Raw genomic sequence first — 24188 nt, 5'->3', positions numbered from 1 at the left:
AACTGAGTTGATTGGAGCGGAGGGCACTTGATCCTCGAAAATGCTACCGCATTTCCTTCGTGCGGTGCCAGGTCAGGGAAGCTTATTCAATGTCCTGCAGGAAGAGAGGGAATGGGAGACCCCACAGGCGAAGCCGAGGAGACTCCCATTCCTCCCCGCGGGTTCGCTGAGTGCCCGCAGTGGAAATCAACGGGCAAAATTTATAAGTGAAAGCAACAAAGAGCCAAAATTTATTAAAAATGGAGGTAATGTATGTACCAAATCAAGGGAAAAGAAAAGATATTTATTTACACTGGCCCAGACGGTTCCGGGAGAAAAACCATTGCTAAAATGGTTGCCACAGCTTTTGATATGCAAACCGTTCTTTCCTACACCACTCGTTCCCCCCGGCATTATGAAAAAAATGGCGAAGACTACCATTTCGTTACTGTAGAAACCTTCAAACTTATGCAAGAACAGCAGGAATTTCTCGAAAGTGTTGAAATCGATGGGTATTATTATGGGATTCGCGAAGAGGATATCGTCCAGGCATTCCAAAAGCATCCTCTCATCTATTTGACTTTAAATCCTGAAGGGACCGAGAAGCTAAAAAAAATGTATGGTGACCGTGTTATGAGCTTCTTTATTTATGCGGATCGCGATACGGTTATCCAGCGCCAAAAAGACCGCCAAGATCGTGATGAAGACATACAGCGGCACATGGCCCACTATGATGAGACAATGGCATATAAAAAGAACTGCAAACATGTTTTTGAAAATTACGATGCTCCACAAGTAGCCTATCAAATTAGCGAATTAATCGAATTATTTTTGGACAGAGACGTCATTGTAACAGACTACTAATAAGGAAATATAGTGAAGAAAGCCCGAATGAATAGAACTTCAATGTTCATTCGGGCTTTTAAGTGAGGAGTATTTTTCAATCCTGTTTATCCGGCTACACATTCGTTCTAAGCAAAACTTCATTCCATCTAGGGTGTTAAAGTTATTCTAATTGGATATTCCTGCTGAAGTAAAAGTTGCCATCTCTTTTAGCATCAGAGTAGCTGATTTTAATATAGGAAAAGCAACTGCTGCTCCACTCCCTTCTCCTAGTCTCATTCCTAAATCAATAAGCGGTTTTTTTCCTAACAGTTCAATAGCTATATCATGACCAGGCTCAATGGAACGGTGTCCGATAAACATATAATCAGCCACTTGGCTCGATATCATTTTCGCTACCAATGCGGCTGTGGCAGATATAAAGCCATCAACCAGTATCGGGGTCCGGTTACTGGCTGCTGCTAGCATTGCGCCAGCCATTCCAGCAATCTCCAGCCCGCCGACTTTTGATAAAATATCAATGGGATCTTCAGCATTGGGTTTTCTTTCATAGATAGCTTTTTTAATAATCTGTTGTTTATGGTTGATTTTATCTGCTTTAATTCCTGTGCCCCTTCCGACGAGTTTCTCGACACTCTTCCCGCTAATAACAGCTAATATTGCACTGCTGGCTGTCGTATTTCCAATTCCCATCTCGCCAAGGATCAGACAATTAATGCCTTCATCAATCATTTTCTGTCCTTGTTCATATCCAATTTCAATCGCTTCGATTGCTTCATCGATCGACATAGCCTTTTCTTTATAAAAATTCGCAGTTCCGTACCGAACCTTTTTACAGATTAGCTTATCTTGTTCAATGTCAGCAGAAACCCCGATATCCACAATTTTTAACGAGGCGCCTATATACCTGCTGAATACATTAATAGCAGCACCTCCATTTAAAAAATTGTCAACCATCTGTTTCGTTACTTCTTGAGGAAAAGCAGAAACTCCTTCAGCAGTCACACCATGATCTGCCGCGAACACAAGAACTCCAGGTCGGTTAACCTGTGGAAATGGATCACCAGTCATTTTTGCAAGTTCAATCACTAATTCTTCCAATCTTCCAAGACTCCCTGGAGGCTTGGTTAATGAATCTACATAGTTTTTTACAATAGCTCCCATTTCATCATTAAGCATCGGTATAGATATAGTTGGCATTACTTTCCCCATTGCTACATTATCCTTTCTCATGTAAAGCATGATATTGTACACAAAAAAACCTTAACTTTAGAAGTTAAGGTTTTCGATAAACACAGGTATAGCATTAAAGCAATCTCAAAAATGTGTGTATAAAAATCCTTTCCTTCCCACCGAAGAATACAGAAATTCAATTTAAAAGCAGGTCTCCTGGCTTACGCTTTATCCTGGTTTTTATAGATATTTCATGGACTTCAGCGTTTACAGTAGCGGGGGCTGCATCGGATTTTAACCGATTTCCCTATTATCCCTTAACATGGTAATCAAGGGCACTTTTAAATTTCTATTTAATTTTTTTTAGAAGATAATCCTTCACTTAATAGTAAGAAAATGATCCAACTGTTTACTCCATTTAAATTGAGTATTACATTTACGGCATTACGGTAAACTCATGACTCCCCATTCACTAATTTAAATAGAGGATTGGTTAATACGTTTTATTTTTTCATCCATTTATTTTTAAAAATAAGCTGGTCTAATGATTGTCTTCTTTCCCAGTTAGCCAATTCCAAGATAGGTTTCTCCGGATACTCATCGGTGTAGCCAATAGAAATAAGAGCAATAGGATCAATATGTGGCGGTATTTCCAGAATATCACGAACATCATTCTTTTTATAAAAACTTACCCACCCCATTGCAAGCCCTTCAGCACAAGCTGCTAACCACATATTTTGAATGGCACAAGCAGTTGATAAAGCATCTGTTTCAGGAATTGAATTACGTCCTAATACATGCGAACCTCCTCTTGTTGGATCACAAGTTACACATATGGTTAAAGGAGCTTCTTTTAGCCCTTCAACTTTTAAACTAAGAAATTTCGATTCTTTTTCTCCTTCATAATGAATAGCCAATGCTCTTCTTTCCTTATCCGCTGCCCACGCTAACTTTTCTTTTATGTCGTCTGAGGAAACTAATATAAAATTCCATGGCTGCATAAATCCTACTGAGGGTGCATGATGAGCTGCATTTAGTATTTTATGTACAGTATTTTCTGGGATGGGAGCAGGCAAAAAACTTCGAATATCTCTTCTATTGTAAATAACTTTATATATAGCTTCTTTTTCTTCTTTAGTAAACATATTTTTCCTCCCCCGTTCAAAATAAAAATGTTATTGTTTATTGATATAGTAACAATAAAACCTGCTGCTGTCCGTCTTTAAATCAACTGGTTTTTTATATTTTTATATTTTTTAATGTTCCTTTTATTTTATGTAAGACTCATGTATACTAAAACCAAATTGAATAGAAATAACTAGGGGAGTCCAATAAGGTGGGCTGAGAGAGAAACACGTTAAAGTTTCTTGACCCTTTGGACCTGATCTAGATCATACTAGCGTGGGGAAGTTAGAAAAAGTCATCATGTATTGAATCAACTTCTACATACAAACAAAGCCGGTCCATCCTTTTTGGATTCGGCTTTTTTATGTACTTCATTTCTTTTCATCCACTCGTTTTGTTCTAGATCTCGACCTTTAATTTTAATAAAAGGGAGAGATTTAATCTATGCCAGCAACTTCATTAATCGGAAAACGCATTCCATCATTTCTTGCTTTTCATTGTAGTAAATAGGTTTATGCTGTACGCTCAAGCCCCGATATCCAGGTACTAATGCGTGTAATTGAATTTAGTCCGGCATCAGGCACCTTTGGGTGAAAAATTGAATCTGCCAATTCGCATCTATGATACAAGTGGGCCTTAACAAAAGCTTGTTTCGAATTCCGTTGGAGAGAACAGTTTAATCCTGAACGAGCTTTGCAATATCATGATGAGACGTTACCTGCAGAAGGTGTAAAAAATAACATATATCAGTAACTTTCTTGGGAGGCTATTCCGGTGAAGATCGAACAAATTGAAGAAGAAATTAACCAGTTGAAAATTCATCTTGCTTTTTTGGAAAAACAATTAGCAGAAATACAGCAAAATTGTGATCATCATTTTAAAAGAAATCAATATTATGAAAAATGCATCAAGTGTAATAAAGTAAATGTTTTATATTATTAGCAGTGGAAAGCTAAAAAATAACTAAAAGAAATCTTGCCTTACTATTATCGAATAAAGTTTGTTTATTTACTTCCTATTAACCCTGATTTAATTGTAAATAAAAAGACTCCATTCAGAAAAAGTTTGAGCAAAATGGAGTCTTTTCTTGTGAACTCATATACAATTTTATAAAAAAGTTTGATTGTTTCTTGGGATTCTTAGTGTGCTAAAGGATCCGTTTGTTTAAGAATAATAGTTCACAAACTATAGAATCATATTCATTTATTACAGGAACGGTGCTCCTTTTGTGGTATCACAAAAAGCAATCAATACAAAGAAACGCCCTTTCCTTTCTTAGATTGTTATTCTCTCCGATTCTATTAAGTATTCCGGTTTTTACTCCCCATTCATATAATTCCTCCAAAACAGGTAATAGAGTAATCGCTTTATCTGTCTTTACAGCAAAACTTGTCGAATAGCCCCTGCTTAAATTCATTAATTATTCATTCGTAAGAATATCTATAACTTTCTTGGCTTGTTTAACAGCTTCTGACTCCTTGGAATCCCATACGCAGGTAGTAAGTGCCTTCCATAGAGCCCAGCCCCTAGCTCTGTCTTCTGTATCTTTATCCAGTCCAATTGAATTCAAAAAAATGTCTCTGCTTTTTTCATCAAAAAATGTCCAAGCCATGGCAAGGTCTGCGGCAGGGTCTCCTACTGCCATAACTCCAAAATCAATAACTGCTGATAATCTACCATTAGTTACAAGAAGATTACCAGGAGCAACATCACCGTGAATCCACACAGGTTCTTTCATCCACTCAGTAGAGATTGCCCTATTCCATATTTTAAGACACTTTTTCCTATCTACTAAATTGCCTAGGGTATCAATAGCAGATAAAGTCCATTCATTAAATTTAAATTCGGTTAATGGGCACCCTCTATAATAATTATGAAGACCTCCTAAAGGACCTTCACTCGTGTCAATAGACTGTAACTCTGCTAAAAATTTTCCTAAATCTTTTGCAAATTGATTCATATCAACTATATTTTCGTGGGTCACTGTCTCGCCCTCTACCCATTTGTAAATTGACCAAGGGTATGGATAATCCTTATTAGGTTTTCCCTTAGCAAGTGGCTTAGAAATTGGTAAGGAAAGGTGCTTAGATAACACCGGCAACCATTTATGTTCTTTCTCAACTTGAGAAACATACCCTTCAGCACTTGGTAATCTTACACTCATATTTTCACCTAAATGAAAGGTTCTGTTGTCGTGTCCGCCGTTTTTAACTGGTTTTATTTCTAAAATGGACCATTCTGGAAATTGTTCTTTTATTAAACTTTGAACTAAATCAACGGTAATATTCAACATGTTCTTTGATTACCCCTTTGAACGGTTTGGAATTAAATCATCATTTTTTAAAGTTTCAGTAGTCATTACTTCTAACTTTTCCGTTACGTCATCTAATGGAAAACTATCTCCGCATAGACTGAAGAAAACCATTACTTGAGTTTTGCCCAAACTTAATTCCTCCTCTATTTTTAAAAATTTTCTGTTTTTTATTATTATACTTCTTCCATTAACCTGCTTCATTAGTTTAATAACTTCAATAAAAAAGGAGTTAATACTTCCTGAAATAACGCACCCTTAAGTCGAGCATTTTTATCAATTTATTTTTTCAACTTAAAAAGGGGTAGTATCAGCGAAGCTGAAACCACCCGCAATCTAAATGTAATTAAAATGGGAAATCATTTATTGATGACCTCGTGATATAACTGCGGGGCATCGGTGATTGCAAGCGTTGCATAGACTTCCAACGACGGCTATGACCTTGGCTGCTTTCACTCCATCCAACCAACTCCGCGTCAAATCAAGGTTCTGCCCCAATAAGGCCGATGAAATTCACCGGCCTTTTTTTAAACGAACGACGAACCGCGGGCTCGGTGTCAGTCTTCGATTGCCTGGTAGAGCATGGTCCAGAAGTCGAGCATAAGATGCATCGGATCCGGAACAGACGACCCAAGTTGGGTGAGCAGGATTCCGATGAGCTGATTTTCCGGGTCGGCGTAGGTCGAGGTGCCGCTTCCTCCGTCCCAGCCGAACTGGCCGATGGGCGCGTAGTCGCCGCGGTAGGTGCGCACCGCCATCCCCATGCCCCAGCCACCGTGCTGCCCTTGGCCGAATGATATATGGACGTTGTTGGTGGCCATTTCGTTTCGGACGGCTTGTTGCTCGGGCGTAAGGCGGTTGGTAGTCATCAGCTCGACGGCGGCCCGGGACAAGATCCGTTTGCTCCCGTGCATCCCTTTGTTCAGCAGCATCCGGAAGTAAGCGTGATAGTCATCGACGGTGGAGGAAAGTCCGCCACCGCCGCTTTCGAACGCCGGAGGCTGGCTATGGAGTCCTCCCTTGGCCTCGTCCCACACGATGAACTCTCCGGTTTGCGGATCGGGGGCGTAGAGGGGCGGCAGCCGGTCGATCTTGCTTTCGGGCACGTAGAAACCGGTGTCTTTCATGCCCAGCGGATCGAAGATGCGTTCGCGCAGGAACGTTCCATACGACTGGCCAGTGACTCTAGCAACGAGCACGCCAAGTAGATCGCTGCTGATGTTGTATTGCCAGCGCTCTCCGGGCTGGTACTGCAGCGGAAGTGAGCCTAGGCGGCGCATCCACTCATCCGGATCGGGCATCGGTGGTACATTGGCCGCGAGATTCTTCTCGAGGATCGCGTTCATGATCGGAGTGTCCAGCGCCGTAAAATCCAAGCCGAGCCCAAACGTGGAGGTTAGCAGATCCCGTACGGTAATCGGCCGCCGTGCTGGCACAGTATCGTCCAGCGGACTGTCGGGTCGTTTCAGCACCTGCCGATTGGCGAGTTCAGGCAGCCACTGCTCTACTAGGTCGTCCAGCCGTATCTTGCACTCGTCGAGCAAAATCATCGCCGCCGCGACCGCGACTGGCTTGGACGTTGACGCCATCCGAAAGATCGTGTCCCGGCGCATCGGCGCACCACCATCATGGCGCATCGTTCCGATCGCTTCGACGTGCGTCTCACCATACCGGCTAACTAGAGCGACAAGCCCAGGAATCTTCCCGGAATCGACATGCCGTGCCAGCACCTTACGCATTCTGCGCAGCCCTGTTTCTGAGAAGCCGTTGTTATTTTGTACCGTTGAAATCTTTTTCATTTGGTTTCCCTCTCTTTGCTTTTTTATCAGCTCTATGGATATGTCCTGCTCTCGGCATAGAGCTGATTGTTTATCGGACGTTTATTCTCGGTTTAATTTAATGTCACCATTATTCCGTAATAAACTTCTTTGACAACCGCTGTCTTGCCTGCCCCGTTGGAGCCGAGCAGGGCGAAAATACTGCCCTTATCCATTTAAGCTCCCATCTTCACATTACCTAATTATGTATATTCTGCTAGTAAATACATATTCCATATTCAACTAAGCTGCCCGTTTGTTCAAAAAGAAAAAGCCACCTGGTTTGGCAGCTGGATCATATAACGCACCATTTCACATATTAAATAGGCTTAAATAATGTGTTGAATTTGGATAAATATTTGCCTTTGAAAATCCAAGGGAAGTATAAAATTTATCTCCTTGTTCTGTATCTGTATGAAGTACTAAAACCTTATAAAAGTGTTTTGCATCGTTAATTATTTGAGTTAACACAAGTCTTCCAAGACCATTCCTTCGATAATCCTTAGAAACATAGAACCTTCTCAACCGTCCAACTTTTTCATCATTTGAAAATGGGTCTATATTAAGCCCTCCAATAGCAATTAGTATACCTTCTTTGTTAAACAAACCATATAAAGATTCCCCAGGTTTATTAAAGTTATTAGTGCCATTTTCATAATCATTAACTAATCTTTCAAGAAATCGAAAACCCTCTGTTTTGCTTTCCTTAACTAAATGGGTTAAATCAACATTAAACAAACTTTTTAATTGCTTCACTTTAAACTCTTCCATATCTTCCTCCGAAAAAAGCTTTATTTGATTTAAGACCTTTCTCGAGAGTATATAAAAAATCCTTCTTCAACAAAACTGCCCGTTAGTAAAAAAGCGTCTCTACTTATTGTAGAAACGCATCCATTAATAATTAAATGTATAAATATTGTTAGTTTGTCATTAACCATTTAACAGCATCATTTATATCTGCAGCTATATAATCGGGCTTAACTTCACCCCAATGATCAGAAAACTCACTGTTTATGTATTTATTATATGCTTCAGTACCTGAACCTGTTTTCACTAATATTTTTATACAGCCAGCCTCGTTAGCTGCAACCATATCTGTCCATCTATCCCCTATAACTACACACTCAGCTAATTTTAAATTATTTTCCTCAGCACCTTTAATCAGCATACCAGTAGAAGGTTTTCTACAATTACATCCTTCATTATGTTGATGTGGACATATGTAAACTTTATTAAATCCAAATTCAATAAGTTCTTTTTCAAAGTCCTCTACTGTTGCTTCTCCTTTGGATATACCTGGCTGGTTAGTAAAAGAGAAGATTAATATCCCAGAGTCTTTTAAATGCTGTATTGAATCTGCAACATTGGGAAACAATTCAAACTCTCCAGGATAAATAACCTTATCACTCCCCCCGATAGTTCCATCTCTATCTATGAAAACAGCTTGAATGTTCATAACTTACTCCTCCCGAACTCACTATTTATTTATAAAAAATATTCTGTAATGCTCAAATGAATTCCTGTATTTTGGGAACTTCTTATTAAACTAACCTGCCCGTTAGTTTAAGTGAAAACATTCACAACCTCTTCGCCTTTACCAATTTCCTTTAAACGTGTTGGTCAACAATCAGGCCCTTTTCATGCAAAATAGGCGCAGATTCTTTTTCGGAAAAACGCCCTATAGCCCTATAATGGAATAACAATCCCAGCGTTTTAAAACGACTTTAACAGCTTTATAAAATGAAACATTATTATTTAATTCAATAATTATTTTATTGGCACACGTGCATTTCTTACTGCCGACGTTGGAGTATTGGCATTTCCATACACAATAAGTAGCACTCGAATAACGAATTTATAGGCGGAGGCATACAATGAATCGAAATGTGAACTAATTATTGAAAGGAGAAGGATAACATGTTTTACAACCATTCATATTACAATTACCGGGTGAACTCAGTTTACGCTGAAGTCAACGGCGGCCCTCTAGCCCCTGATATCAGGGGAATCGTATCTTTTCAACAAGTCCTGGGAGGAACGATGGTTTGTGCGCAAATTTACGGACTCCCGCCTTATCGACCTGCTCAGGAAAACAATGACCCAATCGGCCCGCACGGATTTCATCTACATGAAAACGGCAGCTGTCAAATAGGAGATCATAAGGAGCCTTTTCAGGCCGCAGGAGAGCACTGGAATCCGACAAATCAGCCGCACGGCAATCACTCCGGCGATTTCCCGGTACTCTTTTCCAATAACGGTTATGCGTATACGTGTTTCTTTACCAATAAATTTAACGCAGCCGATGTGATCGGAAAAGCAGTAATCATTCATCAGAACCCCGACGATTACCGTACGCAGCCGGCAGGGGATGCCGGAAAGAGATTGGCTTGCGGCGTGATTCAGGCATCGAACGGGATAGAGAGAATCCTTCCTTTATTACCAAACTAAATTTGCGGAAGGGGTACTTTACATTTCGATAAAATTATCTCTCTCCACTTTACAAACTCTAAGGGCAAATTTTTTATACCATTCTGTTTTGCCTCTGTCTTGGGCAACTTGATGTGCTGAATTTTCCTTCCATTTCTTTATCGCACCTAGTGATTCCCAGTATGACACTGTATTTCCCAACCCCTCATCACGAGCACTTTCCCCGCCTAAGTAACCCTCCTGTTTAGAAGCTAACTCTACTATTTTGTCTGCCATTTTCCCATAACCTCCGTCACCTTCAGTTCGCTGCGAAGAAAATATCACTGCATAATACGGTGGTTTAGGAGAAAAGGAAGTAAAGGAAACTTTCAAAATAAGGTATATTATGTTGGAAGCCCGAATTTGTTTGAGGAACTATTAACAAAAGGTATACCAGATGACTTAAAAACAACAATTGCCCATCTTCAAAATCAAGGAAAAACGGTAATAGTGTCAGGTACCTCAAAGGAAGTATTGGGTTTGATTGCAGTTGCGGATGTGTAAAGAGAAAACAGTACTAAGGTTATTGAAAATCTCCACTCTTTGGGGATTCAAAAAACGATTATGCTTACTGGTGATAACACAGGAACCGCCAACGCAATCGGAGATCAAGTAGGCGTTTCGGATATTAAAGCCGAATTGCTGCCGCAAGATAAATTAACGTTTATTAAAGATCTTAGAAAAAATATGACCGTGTGGCAATGGTCGGAGACGGCGTAAATGATGCTCCTGCATTGGCTGCTTCTACGGTTGGGATTGCCATGGGAGGAGCTGGCCCAGATACGGCTCTCGAAACAGCAGATATTGCCTTAATGGCAGATGACCTTGGCAAACTGCCGTTTACAGTTAAGTTAAGCAGAAATGCCCTTAGCATTATTAAGCAAAATATTACATTTTCATTAGGGATAAAGCTCGTCGCATTACTTCTTTTTATTCCAGGATGGCTAACACTTTGGATTGCGATTTTTGCAGATATGGGTGCGGCTCTTATTGTAACGCTAAACGGCTTCTGACTTCTCAGAATTAAAGACAAATAAATTATGGGCTTCCCATTTTCATGGGAAGCTCTTTTTCTAAAAGGGGACATTCTTGTTATAAGATGTTTTGGTTATTGGCACAGGTCAAGCTGTGCTTTCGATAGGTTATTTTCTAAAAAAGACAAATTTACACTCTTTTTTTTGTAATAACCATTGATCACCAATCCCACTTCGATTCAATGATGTTTAGCTTTAAAAGTATTGAGTGTAATACCGTACTTTTTTCTGGTTTTAATTCATTAATCGTACATTCCGAATGCGCCTTATAGTTTTGCTTGAAAGCTTCTTGCAGCTTTGTCTCCTCTATATAATTAGTTGGGTTTGAGCTTTCAAAACATGGAGGTGCGATATATGTCTTATAGTTATGTTCCAGTATAATCCGTGTATCACTTGGAGGTTTCAGATTTACGGGAACATATAAAAGAACGATGCCTACTATTAACACCAGCCAAGCTGTTATTGTAACTTTCCTCATGTTTTCACCTATTTCGTCAATGATTTAATGTCTTGAATAATTTGTTGATAAGGCACATCTTTCGTTCCTGAATAGTCCTTTACTACGTATCCTTCTTGGTCAACCAAAAAATAGCTTGTTCCATGAACAACTTGATCAGAATTTGGATCATCCTGAACAATTGTTTTATAACTTTCCAAAGCCAAATCTTTAATTTCTTCTTGTTTATATCCTGTTAAGAAGTGCCAGTTTTCAAAATCGGCATTAAAAGTCGCACCATACTCTTTTAACTTCTCAGGAGTATCCTCCTCAGGATCCACACTAAAAGACACGAATTCAACCTCTATTCCCTTCATCTTTTAACATTTGTTGAAGTTTTGCCATATTGTAATGAACTCGTTTTATTCCTTTTAATTTAATGAAGGGTCCATTGCTGTGTTGGATCTTAATTCTTCTATTAGATATTACTCTCCATGCCTTTGTCTGTTTCCTCAAAATACATTCCTTATTTCACTACTCTTTATCTCCCTAAAAAATACAAAAAGGCAGAAACCCTCACTAAAGTGAAAATTCTACCTTTTTTAGAATTCCTTGTTTGTAGCCACACGTGCAGGTGTTTTGTTCCTATGACAACTGCATGGTAGTGATGCAAGTGGGGTCGCCTTCGAAGGTAGAGATCTCTGCCTCCGCGATTTTTCCGCCGTTGGAAATCTTTATCTGATACGATTTACCTCTTGGAAGCCAAAGATCGATAAATCCGTTCGCTTGTGATTTCAATGTTTCGTTTACCACGACGTTGCCATCCATGTCTTCAATATATACATCAAACTTTTTTTCTACCAACTCACCTTGACAACCTGTCAAGCTATGGGTAGTTCAGGTATGAGTTTTGTTAACGTACGGCGCGATGGAAACAAAAAATTCGTCTTCCGGTAAAGAATAGGCTACCTTACCTTCATCACTGTTGCTGTCAGTTACGATAAGATGCTTATCCGTGATCGAAGCACTCTCAGCTTTTAAGTTGCCAATCGTGTAATCTTGCACCATTTCCTTAATATTTTCTGCTTCTTTTTCGTCCGATGCACTACTATCGGTGTCTGATGAACAAGCCACTAATAGGGTAACTGCAACCATTCCAATAACTGTAAAGATTTTTATTTTCATTAATAGTCACCACTTTGTGTTTTTCTCTATGTTATTATATCGCTCTTTCACTTCTCCATCAAAGAAGATTCCATAAATTCTCCGCAAGCTTTCATCATGTTTTGCCCTTCTGGAGATTTCATTGCTTCCATCATCTTCTCCATTCCCTTGCCATTCATCATGTTCATCATATTGTCCATCCCATTGCCATTCATCATGCCTGTATTATTTTCTGGTTTTTCCGCAAAAGTAAACTGGCCAACGACCAGTAATGATCCCAAGGCAAACGATGAGACTAAAGCAATTTTCTTTTTCATTGATCTTCACTCCTATTTTATTGATAGAACCATTTTATAAAATAAATTTGAAGGAAATAAGGAGAAAAACCAATTTCAATTAATACTATTCACTTTTTTTCTTCGGAAAAAAAAGATTGCTAAGCCACAATTAATTAACAAAATGGAAATTAATTGCGCCATTCTTAATGGTTCCGTTAACATCAAACGATCTGTTCGCTTCCTTCAACAAAGAACCGTCCAAGAATCTGGCCCTAAAATTGAAAACGAGCGCTTATCCTTGCTCCAGATAAGCGCCCTATTATGGAAGAAGTATAGGTATTGGAATAATAGTCATAGTTTTTTTAATCGGTATGCCTTCCAGTTAATTTACAATTTTTACAATCTCCGCCTTACTCACGCCGATATCATCCGAAACAAAAACCATATTGCAGCTGAAACATTTGCTGACATAACGACGAATAGAACAGCAAAGAGTAAAAATTCCTCCTAGGCTATTTTTTTGCTTATGATATTTGTGGTCAGCAAGATTCTTCGGTTTGCCGTTCGTATCCCAGATCAGACCTGGAGGCTTTCCTACAGGTCTGATGGGCTTAAAACGGCTCAATGGCTTTCTCGTTTTTACCAGTTTGAGGCTGTTTTTCAATTCTTCTTTCTTCGGCTTCCTTAGGAATTTCTTTAAGGTGTTTATTTACTTCTTCTACTTGATTTGTAGTTCTCGTTTCATCCATTTTCAAAAACCTCAATTCATTAAAATATTTTGTTAAAAATAGTATGTAGCAGTAACGAAGATTTTATGTCCCTTGAAGTAAGATCCACATTTTTTTCCACCGGTAATTCACAAGGCTCTTTATCAGAGTTATTAAGAAACGAACCCTAGAAACAATTTAAAGAGTACATGCAATTTGCTGCTGTGTCTCCCAACTCTCCACTTATCTACTCCTTTGCGGTCTATGACAATTACCCTGTGAACTCACCTAATCTTCTCATGAAGGTAGCTGGGTTTCTTAATTATTTCATCCAATCATTTATAGATTAATCTGATCCGTTTAGTGAAAAAGCAATTGCTTATTATTTAGCAATCGCGCCCTATAGCGGAGGATTCATCCAAGATATTTTTCTTGACGTTCAGTTATTGCAGAAAATCCTATCAGCAATTTTCTTTTTCTGTCGAGATCATTAAAAACATAGGTCTTCGGGTCTCATCTTTCATTCCAGGAATACTTTTTAACATTTCATCAGAAGGAACTGATTCCTTTACTGCTCTTATAATAAAACCAGTGTCAATTAAGTTATTTAAATATGTTGAAATCGTACGATGGTATTTTGTAACATTCTCATTTAAGAATGTTGTTTTACGCACTCCTTCTGATTGATAATTATCAACTGGCCAATGCAGACGATTCCCTTGGTCATCATAATACCAATCTTGTTCATTCCGAGAAGTAAAAATTGGATGTTCAACTGAGAAAACGAAGCTTCCCCCAGGCATTAGACAATCATAAACTTTTTCACAAATTGTTTTAAACGACTTAATATAGTGAAAAGCCAACGAACTGATTACCACATCAAATTGGGATTTTGAAAAATCGATGTCTTCAATTGGCGCTATTACATACGAAATTAAAGGATCATTTGTCATTTCGCGGGCTCTTTGAATCATTTTATTAGATATATCAACACCTGTTACGGAGCTTGCTTGCTGCTCACGAGCATATCGGCAATGCCAACCGAAACCACAACCTAAATCGAGTACATTTTTATCTTTAAGATCCGGTATTAGTTCTTTTAATATATGCCATTCTCCAGCACCTACAAGTCCTTTAACTGATCGTGGCATTTGTTCATACGCAGAAAAGAAATTTGGATCATCATATTTATTTTGTTTCATCGTTAATACATCTCCTATTATTAAGATAGCCTTCCTAAAAAGAACATTACATACATCTATTTTAGGAAGGCTGCACGTCTCCTTCTTACCATTCCTTTCACCTCATTATTTTTTCTTTAAACTATATTTTATAAAAACACATTGTCTTTAACCCCTTCAAGCCTAATTAGCCTAATTCAATTAAAATGGCCCGATACACGAAAAGACGAATTATTCGATAAACGCGCCATTTATTTAATGGAACAAAGAAAAAATTATATTAGCCGGAATTATGGAATATTAAAGTTTTAATAGGATATGGAAACGATTCGAATAATGAGGGCCACTATGAATAATATTCATAGTGGCCCCAGTCTATCATGTAGTATTCCTGTTGTAGTTTCTAACAATATCCATTTTTTTTATTTTAGTGTATAGATAGTGTATCATTCAACAAGCTGATCCTCAATAAAACGCATCCTCTTAATTACCTTTCCTTCCTTATTTTTATCATAAACATTGTATTCTTTTTGTGGTTCAGCATCTGACCAAATTATATATGCAATTAGATCATTCTTATGATGTTCTAGCCGATCTGTATTCATGTAACTTTCATCAGGCTGCCAGTCTCTTGGCAAATCCTCACTTTCCCTATAAAAGGACAGATCAAAAATCATGTTTTTGCCTTCTATTCCTTTCATGTCTTCTTCAACTGGATGTTCGTTAATGTATTTTTCAACTAATTCTTTCAATTCTATTAGATCTTTTGGTGGATTTAGAATCATATAATGCTTTTTAACAGTCACCTCTTCTTCATCCTTTTTACCAAAGATCTCTTCTGTATTGTCAATTTCGAAAACCTTTGTTTCCTCATTCTTTGTACACCCAATTAAGAGAATTAAGACTATATCAATCATTAAAACTATAAATTTTAAATTAATTTTAATCACTCAATTCTCCCTCAAATGGTATATCCATTTCCATTACAGAAACAAAGGGCTTATATTTCCCATCATATTCATCATAATGCTGTAAGACAAACCAGGAACGGAATCCTGCTAAGTTGACATACACCTTCTCAACATCTGGCTGATCCAACCCAAAATGATCGTATAAACGCACACGCATTACTCCTTCAAAGTGATTGTCCTCTACAGAAAAATCTTTTACGGTTACCGTATTACCCCAAGTATCATTTACTGTAATGGTAAGTCCGCCTACTCGATCACTCCAAGTGCTAAACGTCGGGTAGCTAGCATTTCTCTGTATAAAATTATAAAAATCATTTGTACTCTTTGTACTTTCATCAAACTTAAGTGCTGCCAAATTGCCTCCATTTTTCTCTAGCTCATCAACTAAGGCATTTTTGACAAATTCAACATAGGCTTTCGTTGTTTCATGCTCACTTGCTTCTTTAGTTAAAGTCTCGTTTCTGTACTCTGTACCAGTTCCCTCCTCAAAATGATCAATCATATCTAAAATAACATCTTCCATATTTCCCATGGAAAACAAGCTTGTTGACATATCCTCGAACTCATAAAAGAGAATACTCGGGAAATAAGATTCAAGTAATTGGAGCCTGAACATCCAGCTAATGTCTTTTATTTCATCTTCTGTATAATCATTTGTTTTCATATCATTCGCTACATTTCCGTTTTCATCATATCCTTCTGGCCTATCAGATTGATAAATGACTGTATCGGTAAAATCAGAGTACAACGGTCTCAAATCCTCATTATCCAGCTTTCCATCTCCGTCACTATCTTTTTGGTCAGGGAAACTGGTTGGAAAGAAGCCTTCAAAATGAATTTCAATTCCAAAAATTTCAAACGTGAATGATTTTAATTGCCCCATTTCTTGTCCATCGGTTAATCCATCTCCGTCACTATCTTTCTTGTTAGGATCTGAGTAAATGATACCGTATGGTGTTTTCATTCCTTCAGTTTCATAGATGTCGTATAAGCCATCCCCATCTGAATCTTTTGTATCTATCTCTCCCTCACCTGAATCATCGCTAGAGACTATTGTCTTCAACCTATCGCTGCTTGCAGCTGGATCGTTCTCTCCACCTGTTCCCGTTGCTGCACCATCCGTCCTTGAGTAGTCTATTTCCCTATTCCAAAGCTCCAGCCATTTTGCCTTATCAACAACCAGATATTCACCAAAGTGAGTCGTTTCCACACTTATTGTATTTTTACTTTTATCTAGTACAGCGTTAAAGCTTTCAAACATTTCCTCGTCTTCATTGTACCAAATGATGGCTAGATCATCTTCCTGCGTGTCTCCCAGCTTCGCTTCATCATAAGTAAACGTAATGCTTGCTTTCTCAAATTCTGATTGCGTATTGATGCTTACAGGAGAACCGATAACACCGTGTAAATTAGTTGTTTTAAAATTTACGTTGTTTGTGCTGCTAATTCTAGTTGTTTTATTAATATTCCCCTTTGCGCCAAACCGAACTTCTACGCTTTTAATTTCTGATTTATCAGGCTGAATCAATGATTTACTAATTGATTGTTTATAGAGTTCTTGTGAATCCTCGATTCCGTCATTATCGCTGTCTGCAGCATTCGGATTTGTCTTTAAAGCATCTTCATCTCCATCACTTACCCCATCGTTATCTGTATCTTCCTTATTCGGTAATGAATCGAACTGATGTACTTCAAATCCATCCGTTAAACCATCTTGGTCGGAATCTCCCTTAATCAAACTTGTTTGATAAGCTTGCTCGTCTATATTATTCAGGCCGTCTTCATCGATATCTTCATCTGCATCACTTATGCCATTACGATCTGAATCATTTTTTGTCGGGGAAATAGATGATTTAACCTCATATTCTATATTGTCATGCAACCCATCACCATCTGTATCCTTTTTAAATGGATTCATTCCCTCCAGAAATTCTGTTCCATCTGTTATCGTGTCACCATCCGTATCATCGGTAGATTCAAATAATTCCGCATTAAATGAATAATCTGATTTTTCAAATCCGAATAATACTTGTTTATATGCATTTTGATAGGATTTTGATGCAGGGATAGCCAGATCTTTTTCTAGAAATTCATTACCTTTTTCAGACATTTTCACAGCGTTATTCAAATGAGCTTTTAGTTTATTTCCATTGTGATCTGCTTGATCGGAGATATCCTTTAAGATGCCGATTGCATTTTTATTGACAATTTTATCCGATAAGTAAAAATTAAAGAGTATATCTGCAAGTAATACTTCCGTTGGTTCATTAAAATCGTTTTTTGTGACATACCCCCATAGAAATATGGTTAGCTTATGTTTGATTTCCAAGAGCAGATCACTTTTAAGAGCCACCTCTTGTATGTACTCCTCCTGAACAGCTTGTTCATATTGGTTAATCAATTGTTGAAGTACATCAAGTTCATTCATATCTTCTTGTTTAAAGTCTCCGGTTTCATCCATTTCTGCTATCAGTTCAGAATCAAACTTAGCATTCGTTTCTTTTAGGACTTTTACGAAACGCTTTAATTCATTTATTGCAGTCTGATCATAGATTTTTGCAATTCTAGTGTCCTCATAGAATTCATATTCACTTAACCACTGTCTTACATTTTGCTCACTAGAATTCTTATTTTTTCCTTGATTTGCAAGGTTATTGCCCTTGGCCACCACCGCTTGCCCAGATCCGCCGAAAATCATTGCAAAAATCAATAAAAACCTCATCATAATTTTTACTTTATTTTCCACCGCATTAATCTCCTCTATAAAAATATTAATTTAACCTATATACGATATCGTAGTTCCCATCCAAAGAAATATTGTCAAAATCCTTGAGATAATGTCATTAAATCAACTCCTTTACAAGTGTTATTTTTCTAATAGCAGCTAGTTCGGTACTTATCAAAAGTAAATGATGGGAATATATCCCCAAAATAAAAATGCCGAATTTTCCGAAAATTATTAAATCAGAAAGCACCTAATATTTATGTGTCTTGTCTTTTTAAATTTCCGAACATAAATAAATCTTTGACCCAATATATTTTCGGCCTGTAAACCAATGAATAATCCCGTTTCGCTCCCCAACCGTTTATATGAAACGTGTCAGGGGATGAGGCTTTTTCGTCCTTAGACTGTGTCGAAAATGCAAAAAGCATTGAAGAGCATAAAATAAACAGTAATAGGCTCTTATAGTTCCTTGAGGGATAAATTAATTTTTTTCTCCTTTCCTCCCTCAAAAATAATCTTATCAACTAAGTATTAGTTTACAGATTAAAAATATGGATTATAAGGTAAATACTTCCTAAATATTTTTATCAGACTTATGAATTAATGATCTTTCTTTAGAGATTGAACCTATATATAGCCAATTTTCTTCAAAACTTTTGTTCAAGAAAATGGCCCTTTTGTTGAATAAGAAAAAAATCCTGCAATACAGGATTTTTGATCAAACTTTTTTATAAACGGTTAAACTTTGTTTAAAACGGTGCGACTTTATTTCAAACCAACTTTTTGTAATGTTATTTAAGCTTTGTACTCGAAAACAGAACCTATTACTCAAATAGCGCCTTTTTTGTACGCATTTAAGTCCTTCTTTGTCCTACTCTTTTTCTAATTCTTTATACCACTTGTCTTTCCATGCCTTTACCTTAGCGTCGATTTCATCTCTTGCCTGTTGTGCTTCTGTCTCTTTTTGATTTCTAATTTCTTCAAACTGGCTATGGCGAATCTTATGCATTTGTTCTGCTTGGTCTATGACTTGTTCGCCAATTTCTCGGGAGATGAAATCATTATCCTGCAGATAATAAACGGCGCTTGTGATTCGATTTTGTTCACGCTCAGAAGCCGTATATAAAGGAAGATATAGTTGGTTTAAACGTTCCATTTGATCAACCGTTTCGTGCAGTAAAATCCCTTGTGTCGAGAAAACTTGGAAAATGCTTGGTTTCCATTTCTTCAGTACGAGGTCCTCAAGCTCTGACTTATCACGAACGGTTGCATATTTTCCATCGCTTGCTTCAGCTACTTGTTTCAGGTGCTTTTGTCCTTCATCATCGACATCAAATCCGATAATATTGACTTTCGCTTCAATATTACTGTCATTTAATTTTTTGGCCGCTTCAATGGGGTCACCGTCACAGGTTTCGATGCCATCACTCACAATGTATACAATATTTTTGTATTCTTCTTTATTATAAGAAGAGAGGAGTTCGTTTGCTTTTTCCATTGCACCTGCAAGAGGGGTCCATCCATTAGCTTGAAAGGAATCTATTGCTTTATTGAAGGCGTCGCTATTATAAGAATTTAGTGGGTAGACAACATCAATGGCTTTGCAGGACTTGGCTTTATCAGCATCACTTCCAGAACCTACGTGTCCATATGCAAGGAGAGAAACGTTGACGTCCTCTGGCAGTTCATCTGTAAATTGCTTAATTGTCTCTTTTGCAAGCTCCATTTTTACTCCACCCGATACTTCTGCATTCATACTTCCGCTAGCGTCTATTAAAATAACCACATTCGTTTTCTGTTTCTTTGCGATTTCAATTTCCTCTTCCCCTTCAGGAAGCTCCGGCATTTCATGCCCGTGCTCAAAGGCACCCAATTCATCGTAATAGGTTTTGTATTGGCCAGAACCAAGCTGGTATACGAGTAAATCATAGACTTTGTCGCTTGTTAAATCTTTATTCTTCTCAAAATAAGCTTGGAGCTCTTTTTCTACTAACGGTTTAAATGTCTTATCTAGAAATTCAGTATACTTATTAGCATCCCAGCCATTCAGCACTTCTAGTTCAGGATCCAAATGCTCTTTAACGAGAATACCTGGCTTTTGCGCAATCATTGCCTCTAAATCTCTTGGGGCTACTGGAATGGTTTCATTTATCTTTTCTTTCTTAGATGGTTTCGGGCTATCAGCATTTGTTTCACTCTTCTCGGAGCACCCTCCTAGCAGAAGCAGTAATAAAATTAGAGAAAAACAGCCTGCTATAAGTTTATAATCTTTCATACTCTTAATTATCCTCCCTATGTAATGAACACTTCTATTATTTTACAATAGTTCTACTGATCATGTACAAGAATATTCTGGTTTTATAAGTACAGTTATTCAAATATCAGCACAATTCACCAACAATAAAAAGAATGTCTTATTTAAGAATTTGGCCCTTTTCATGAAAAAGCACATCTCTTATTCAAGAAATGCGCCCTTTTACGGAATAACGATTGTGCTTCTTGAACGGGTTTGTTGAATAACCCTAATTTTAACGTAAATACTATATCCGAATTTATTTTATATAGGAAGGATTGAACTATAATTAGAAAATTAATATTCATTATTTTGCTTATCACATTAATTCCACTTACTGGATTTGACAGAGCAGATCAATTGGAAATATCGAATATTGAAACCACTATTATTAAAGCAGAAAAAATTCTTCGTTATGATATTAAATTGAAAAATACAGGTACAACCCCTATAAATAGTGAATTTGATTATCCTGGGCACAATTATTACGGACTTGAAATAGTTATAAGACCCAACAAAAAGTTAGCTTCCAAAATGGAATTGGTAAGAGGTAGCAAGTTCATTAAAATGACTCCAATGGGTTATGGAGGAACCGGTAGCATAGAACCCGGTAAAGAGGGGTCATTTCATGTTGAATATAGAATTAAAAATGATATCGATCTAAAAAGTATTGAAAAATTAGCATTTGACTCAACCTTAATAATATTAGATGGAGTGAACATTCTGAAAGAATTTTCATTAAAAGAAAGGAACGAAGATTAATTGTTCTATACCTCTTAATCCTTTTTAATGTTTTAGGGCTAGTGTCAGGTGGATTTACAACGTTAAGGAAATTCAATATTAAAAAGCCTAATTTAATCTGGCCCTAAAATGAAAAATGAGCGTTTATCCTTGTTCCAGAATAACGCCCTTTAACAGAAGACTCGATTTCAAGATAATCTCAAAGCCATTAATAATGGCCTTTCACTATTGGCCATTTTGTTTAATAACAAATTAGTTTCCATATTTATCATCTCTTACTGGAATACCATAATCTTCAGGGTGATTAAAATAATCCTCATAGGTTAAGGAACTAACCACTTCAAACTTTTTTGTATCTGGATTATATTCAAAAACAACCAGTTGTTCCCAACCACTACCATGTCCTGTGTCAATAACCCCAACTCTATTAGGTGCAATCTGGACGACTCTCCCACCTTGGTTATTGACTTCGACATTCGGAGTTGATGATGAAATGTTCTCGTTGGTATTTAACTTGAATGCTATTACAATTAAACTAACTAATATCCCACTTAAAATCACTTTTGTAAAAATATCATTTTTCATTTTTTACCATTCCCCCTGATACATAAACATAAATACACCCTTTATCTCGATGTATTAAATTTAATTGAAAGAAAATCCCACTTAATAAAGCTACTATCTTGCTGCTTTTAACTTTAAAATAGTTTTTCCTATAAGAGTAAAGGCAATCAATAAAGCAATGAAACTAGCAACAAAGAAACCAACTGCATATGTAGGAATACTCCCTTCTGATACTCGGTCATTTATTTCTAATCCTAAAAAGTGTATTCCAATACCGTCACCATCAACATTTGTTCCAAGAGACCATAATTCCAATCCTTTGTATACCATTAAAAATGTAATGAATACAAGAAAAATAAAAACAATCCAACGAAAAATGGCGTACATTATATATCCCTCCTTAATTGCAAATTGTACCATAATGTTCCATCTCTCTTTAGGTTCTTATTACAGGAGTAGCGCCAGGAAAACGGATTTACAACGTTAAGTAAGGAATTCCAATATAAAAAGCCCAATTCCTCAGCATTAAAATTGAGAAGTTGGGCTTTTATCGATACTCCATAAATCCGCCCGATAACTGAATAAGTGATGCTCTATTTTGTTAGCCCATACTCGATAGTGGATGTTTCGCCTTGTTTTTTAATTAATATCCTTACCATCTTTATCTCGAACGACAATTTTATAAGGAGTGTCACCAACGATATCTTTTAAGTCTTCTGATTGTAGGAATTCGTGAATTACTATTTCGATTTTGTCTGCTAGTTCAGGTGCTTCGTTGTCTGACTTATCCATTGTTGTTGTTATTAAAATGTTAAAAGTGCCTTTCTTATAGGAGTACCCGACGCCTTTTGTTTTGTACTCTTTTTTACTTAACATGCCTTCCCAAATGACTGGCAATACATCACTGGTCCATCTATTCTCAATTTCCCTTTTTTGAACATTAAATGGATGGAATTTAATCGTAACTTCTTTTTTAATATCCTGCTTTTTAATGCCTTCAAGGATTGCTTTCTCTATTTCATCTGTACGTTTTTCTGTGTCTTCGATGTCCAAATCTAACCTAATAACTTTAGCATTTGGAGCCGTATAGCCACCACCATAAGTATGAATTTTGTAGCCTTGCTGCTGTAATTTCGGCACAACCTCTTTCAATACATCAAACGCAAGTTCACTATCTCGATATTTAGGGTCATTTGCTGGATTAACACCCGGCTCAATTGTCCGCTCTTTCCCTACTTCAACCTTAAAATCATCATATCCTCTTGAAGAAATGACATCTTCTGTGATTTTTTTTATTTCTGCCTTTACTTGATTGTAATATTCCTCTGATCCTTTTACTGTTACATGATATGTTTTCCCTTGAACACTATAGCCAGCTCCAGAAATATCATAGCCTTTATCCTTAAGTTTCTCCATTAAAACTTCATGAATAGGCTTCTGTTCGAAAATCTTATTTAAAAATGGTATTTTGGAGGCCACTTCCGCAATTGCTGGTGATACAAATGCGGATCCAATGAAGAGCCCGAATAATACTAAGCAGGCAGCAGTAACATAAGATATTCTTTTCGCTATGCTTTGTCGCTGCTTTTTCTCCAGTTGGATCATGTCTGCGTTTCTAATATCATGATGAACTTTACCTTTGATCCGATCGGCTATTTCTTCATTGAAATAATTTTTACGGTAATGTTCATGTATCTTTTTAAGCTCTCTTTCCACTAAAATACATCTCCTTCCTTTGCTTCAAATTTCCGTCTCAGTATGTCTCGTCCTCTTGAAATCCTTGTTTTAACAGTATTTGTATTTAAATCCAATACCGAAGAAAGCTTATTAACTTTGATATCAAAAAAATAATGGAGTACAATTACTTCCCGATATTTCATTGGCAAAGTTAAGATTGTTTGTAAAAGCTGTTCATTTCGGACAGCTTTAAGAAAAGAGGTTTCAGCGCTTTCGGTTCTCTTGAAATTTTCAAGAAAGCTACTCTCTAATAGCAGTTGCTTCATGCTCTTTTTCTTTAAAAAATCTTTGGAAGTATTAACAGTGATGCGATATATCCAGGATTTTAAAGCCGCCTCTCCTCTAAAACTATCTAGATACTTATAAACCTTTAGGAAAACCTCTTGTGAAATGTCCTCGGCTAAACCTCTATCCTTTACAAATGAATAAGCCAGTAGGTAAACCTTTTCCGCGTATAAGTCCATTAGTTGATCGATTACTATTCCTTTATCTTGATAATTGATATCAATTTCGTCATTTTGGTAAATTTCATGCAATTCTTTATCTCCCACTGATGTACCTCCTTTCTTTCACTCTTTAGACATGGCCATATTATTTTTGGTTTCATTTTTAGTCTCATAATTTTGGTCAAAGCAGAAAACCA

The 24188-nt window shown here is 37.2% G+C and carries 23 protein-coding genes, 3 pseudogenes and 2 riboswitches; of the genes and pseudogenes, 6 read left to right on the top strand and 20 right to left on the bottom strand.

What is annotated here, in order from left to right; all coding sequences use genetic code 11:
• Positions 1–252 precede the first annotated feature (252 nt).
• Positions 253–843: a guanylate kinase gene (locus L634_RS0105770; protein ID WP_026581625.1), complete on the top strand. Its 591-nt coding sequence runs from the start codon at positions 253–255 to the stop codon at positions 841–843.
• A gap of 147 nt (positions 844–990) precedes the next feature.
• Here L634_RS0105770 and cobT read toward each other — a convergent pair whose 3' ends face one another.
• Both cobT and bluB read right to left on the bottom strand, forming a co-directional pair.
• Positions 991–2034 carry a nicotinate-nucleotide--dimethylbenzimidazole phosphoribosyltransferase gene (gene cobT, locus L634_RS0105765; RefSeq protein WP_026581624.1) on the bottom strand — a complete coding sequence of 348 codons (1044 nt, stop codon included), beginning with the start codon at positions 2032–2034 and terminating at the stop codon, positions 991–993.
• A gap of 150 nt (positions 2035–2184) precedes the next feature.
• Positions 2185–2353: riboswitch (cobalamin riboswitch) on the bottom strand.
• 145 nt (positions 2354–2498) lie between these two features.
• Positions 2499–3140, bottom strand: a complete 642-nt coding sequence (gene bluB, locus L634_RS0105760; RefSeq protein WP_026581623.1) for a 5,6-dimethylbenzimidazole synthase — start codon at positions 3138–3140, stop codon at positions 2499–2501.
• A gap of 165 nt (positions 3141–3305) precedes the next feature.
• A riboswitch (TPP riboswitch) is annotated at positions 3306–3420 on the top strand.
• Between the two features lie 333 nt (positions 3421–3753).
• Here bluB and L634_RS34875 point away from each other — a divergent pair.
• Positions 3754–3855, top strand: a pseudogene (locus L634_RS34875) (hypothetical protein); the annotation flags it as partial.
• 39 nt (positions 3856–3894) lie between these two features.
• Entirely contained in the window at positions 3895–4062 is a 168-nt protein-coding gene (locus tag L634_RS0105755) for a hypothetical protein (protein WP_026581622.1), read from the top strand.
• Positions 4063–4614: 552 nt separating this feature from the next.
• Here the strand turns inward: L634_RS0105755 and L634_RS0105750 are convergent.
• The 5 genes and pseudogenes from L634_RS0105750 to L634_RS0105725 all read right to left on the bottom strand — a co-directional run.
• A pseudogene (locus tag L634_RS0105750) lies at positions 4615–5413 on the bottom strand (aminoglycoside phosphotransferase family protein); the annotation flags it as partial.
• 9 nt (positions 5414–5422) lie between these two features.
• A complete protein-coding gene (locus tag L634_RS33315; RefSeq protein WP_232233709.1) occupies positions 5423–5563 on the bottom strand; it encodes a DUF4279 domain-containing protein in 141 nt (46 codons plus the stop codon).
• A gap of 425 nt (positions 5564–5988) precedes the next feature.
• On the bottom strand, positions 5989–7230 hold the full coding sequence (locus tag L634_RS0105740) for a serine hydrolase domain-containing protein (protein ID WP_026581620.1): 1242 nt from the start codon (positions 7228–7230) through the stop codon (positions 5989–5991).
• Between the two features lie 330 nt (positions 7231–7560).
• The gene (locus L634_RS0105730) at positions 7561–8019 is read right to left on the bottom strand and encodes a GNAT family N-acetyltransferase (RefSeq protein WP_026581619.1); all 459 of its coding nucleotides are present in this window, start codon (positions 8017–8019) and stop codon (positions 7561–7563) included.
• A gap of 148 nt (positions 8020–8167) precedes the next feature.
• Positions 8168–8704 (bottom strand): HAD-IIIA family hydrolase, encoded by a 537-nt coding sequence (locus L634_RS0105725; RefSeq protein ID WP_026581618.1) that lies wholly within the window; start codon positions 8702–8704, stop codon positions 8168–8170.
• A 461-nt stretch (positions 8705–9165) separates the two neighbouring features.
• On the opposite strand from L634_RS0105725, the gene L634_RS30675 reads away from it, so the two are divergent.
• Positions 9166–9696, top strand: a complete 531-nt coding sequence (locus L634_RS30675) for a superoxide dismutase family protein (protein WP_051428258.1) — start codon at positions 9166–9168, stop codon at positions 9694–9696.
• An 18-nt stretch (positions 9697–9714) separates the two neighbouring features.
• Here the strand turns inward: L634_RS30675 and L634_RS0105715 are convergent, their stop codons facing one another.
• On the bottom strand, positions 9715–10047 hold the full coding sequence (locus L634_RS0105715; protein ID WP_034262056.1) for an antibiotic biosynthesis monooxygenase family protein: 333 nt from the start codon (positions 10045–10047) through the stop codon (positions 9715–9717).
• On the opposite strand from L634_RS0105715, the pseudogene L634_RS30670 reads away from it, so the two are divergent.
• Positions 10024–10727: pseudogene (locus L634_RS30670) on the top strand (HAD-IC family P-type ATPase); the annotation flags it as partial. The gene L634_RS0105715 and the pseudogene L634_RS30670 overlap by 24 nt on opposite strands.
• A 507-nt stretch (positions 10728–11234) precedes the next feature.
• Here L634_RS30670 and L634_RS30665 read toward each other — a convergent pair.
• From L634_RS30665 to L634_RS0105645, 8 genes are all read right to left on the bottom strand, one after another.
• Positions 11235–11537 carry an SCO family protein gene (locus tag L634_RS30665; RefSeq protein ID WP_051428256.1) on the bottom strand — a complete coding sequence of 101 codons (303 nt, stop codon included), beginning with the start codon at positions 11535–11537 and terminating at the stop codon, positions 11235–11237.
• A gap of 292 nt (positions 11538–11829) precedes the next feature.
• Entirely contained in the window at positions 11830–12369 is a 540-nt protein-coding gene (locus tag L634_RS33765) for a CueP family metal-binding protein (RefSeq protein WP_198029696.1), read from the bottom strand.
• A 47-nt stretch (positions 12370–12416) separates the two neighbouring features.
• On the bottom strand, positions 12417–12665 hold the full coding sequence (locus L634_RS0105675; RefSeq protein ID WP_026581612.1) for a hypothetical protein: 249 nt from the start codon (positions 12663–12665) through the stop codon (positions 12417–12419).
• Positions 12666–13237: 572 nt separating this feature from the next.
• On the bottom strand, positions 13238–13375 hold the full coding sequence (locus tag L634_RS33310; RefSeq protein ID WP_157452364.1) for a hypothetical protein: 138 nt from the start codon (positions 13373–13375) through the stop codon (positions 13238–13240).
• 419 nt (positions 13376–13794) lie between these two features.
• Positions 13795–14535, bottom strand: coding sequence for a class I SAM-dependent methyltransferase (locus tag L634_RS0105660; protein ID WP_026581610.1), 741 nt, complete (start codon positions 14533–14535; stop codon positions 13795–13797).
• Between the two features lie 425 nt (positions 14536–14960).
• On the bottom strand, positions 14961–15464 hold the full coding sequence (locus L634_RS0105655; RefSeq protein ID WP_026581609.1) for a hypothetical protein: 504 nt from the start codon (positions 15462–15464) through the stop codon (positions 14961–14963).
• Entirely contained in the window at positions 15457–18231 is a 2775-nt protein-coding gene (locus tag L634_RS0105650) for a DUF3289 family protein (RefSeq protein ID WP_026581608.1), read from the bottom strand. The genes L634_RS0105655 and L634_RS0105650 overlap by 8 nt, the downstream gene beginning before the upstream one ends.
• Positions 18232–19081: 850 nt before the next feature.
• The gene (locus L634_RS0105645) at positions 19082–20485 is read right to left on the bottom strand and encodes a vWA domain-containing protein (RefSeq protein ID WP_051428254.1); all 1404 of its coding nucleotides are present in this window, start codon (positions 20483–20485) and stop codon (positions 19082–19084) included.
• A 378-nt stretch (positions 20486–20863) separates the two neighbouring features.
• On the opposite strand from L634_RS0105645, the gene L634_RS0105640 reads away from it, so the two are divergent.
• Positions 20864–21265 (top strand): hypothetical protein, encoded by a 402-nt coding sequence (locus L634_RS0105640; RefSeq protein WP_157452363.1) that lies wholly within the window; start codon positions 20864–20866, stop codon positions 21263–21265.
• Positions 21266–21496: 231 nt separating this feature from the next.
• On the opposite strand, the gene L634_RS0105635 is transcribed toward L634_RS0105640, so the two are convergent.
• From L634_RS0105635 to L634_RS0105620, 4 genes are all read right to left on the bottom strand, one after another.
• The gene (locus tag L634_RS0105635) at positions 21497–21829 is read right to left on the bottom strand and encodes a hypothetical protein (RefSeq protein WP_026581605.1); all 333 of its coding nucleotides are present in this window, start codon (positions 21827–21829) and stop codon (positions 21497–21499) included.
• Between the two features lie 93 nt (positions 21830–21922).
• Positions 21923–22195: a hypothetical protein gene (locus L634_RS0105630; RefSeq protein WP_026581604.1), complete on the bottom strand. Its 273-nt coding sequence runs from the start codon at positions 22193–22195 to the stop codon at positions 21923–21925.
• A gap of 252 nt (positions 22196–22447) precedes the next feature.
• Positions 22448–23524: a DUF4030 domain-containing protein gene (locus tag L634_RS0105625; protein ID WP_026581603.1), complete on the bottom strand. Its 1077-nt coding sequence runs from the start codon at positions 23522–23524 to the stop codon at positions 22448–22450.
• Positions 23524–24096, bottom strand: coding sequence for a sigma-70 family RNA polymerase sigma factor (locus L634_RS0105620; RefSeq protein WP_051428252.1), 573 nt, complete (start codon positions 24094–24096; stop codon positions 23524–23526). Before L634_RS0105620 ends, L634_RS0105625 begins: the two co-directional genes overlap by 1 nt.
• Positions 24097–24188: the final 92 nt, after the last annotated feature.

The sequence above is a fragment of the Bacillus sp. J33 genome (assembly GCF_000518885.1).
Lineage (GTDB): Bacteria > Bacillota > Bacilli > Bacillales > Cytobacillaceae > Cytobacillus.
The sequence above is the reverse complement of the archived record's forward strand: the minus strand, read 5'-3'. Positions and strand labels throughout refer to the sequence as shown.

What these genes read in the sequence shown, in the direction of transcription:
- L634_RS0105770 (WP_026581625.1), top strand. Translation starts at nt 253, where the DNA reads ATGTACCAAATCAAGGGAAAAGAAAAGATATTTATTTACACTGGCCCA.
- cobT (WP_026581624.1), bottom strand. Translation starts at nt 2,034, where the DNA reads ATGGGGAAAGTAATGCCAACTATATCTATACCGATGCTTAATGATGAA.
- bluB (WP_026581623.1), bottom strand. Translation starts at nt 3,140, where the DNA reads ATGTTTACTAAAGAAGAAAAAGAAGCTATATATAAAGTTATTTACAAT.
- L634_RS0105740 (WP_026581620.1), bottom strand. Translation starts at nt 7,230, where the DNA reads ATGAAAAAGATTTCAACGGTACAAAATAACAACGGCTTCTCAGAAACA.
- L634_RS0105730 (WP_026581619.1), bottom strand. Translation starts at nt 8,019, where the DNA reads ATGGAAGAGTTTAAAGTGAAGCAATTAAAAAGTTTGTTTAATGTTGAT.
- L634_RS0105725 (WP_026581618.1), bottom strand. Translation starts at nt 8,704, where the DNA reads ATGAACATTCAAGCTGTTTTCATAGATAGAGATGGAACTATCGGGGGG.
- L634_RS30675 (WP_051428258.1), top strand. Translation starts at nt 9,166, where the DNA reads ATGTTTTACAACCATTCATATTACAATTACCGGGTGAACTCAGTTTAC.
- L634_RS0105675 (WP_026581612.1), bottom strand. Translation starts at nt 12,665, where the DNA reads ATGAAAAAGAAAATTGCTTTAGTCTCATCGTTTGCCTTGGGATCATTA.
- L634_RS33310 (WP_157452364.1), bottom strand. Translation starts at nt 13,375, where the DNA reads ATGGATGAAACGAGAACTACAAATCAAGTAGAAGAAGTAAATAAACAC.
- L634_RS0105660 (WP_026581610.1), bottom strand. Translation starts at nt 14,535, where the DNA reads ATGAAACAAAATAAATATGATGATCCAAATTTCTTTTCTGCGTATGAA.
- L634_RS0105645 (WP_051428254.1), bottom strand. Translation starts at nt 20,485, where the DNA reads ATGAAAGATTATAAACTTATAGCAGGCTGTTTTTCTCTAATTTTATTA.
- L634_RS0105635 (WP_026581605.1), bottom strand. Translation starts at nt 21,829, where the DNA reads ATGAAAAATGATATTTTTACAAAAGTGATTTTAAGTGGGATATTAGTT.
- L634_RS0105630 (WP_026581604.1), bottom strand. Translation starts at nt 22,195, where the DNA reads ATGTACGCCATTTTTCGTTGGATTGTTTTTATTTTTCTTGTATTCATT.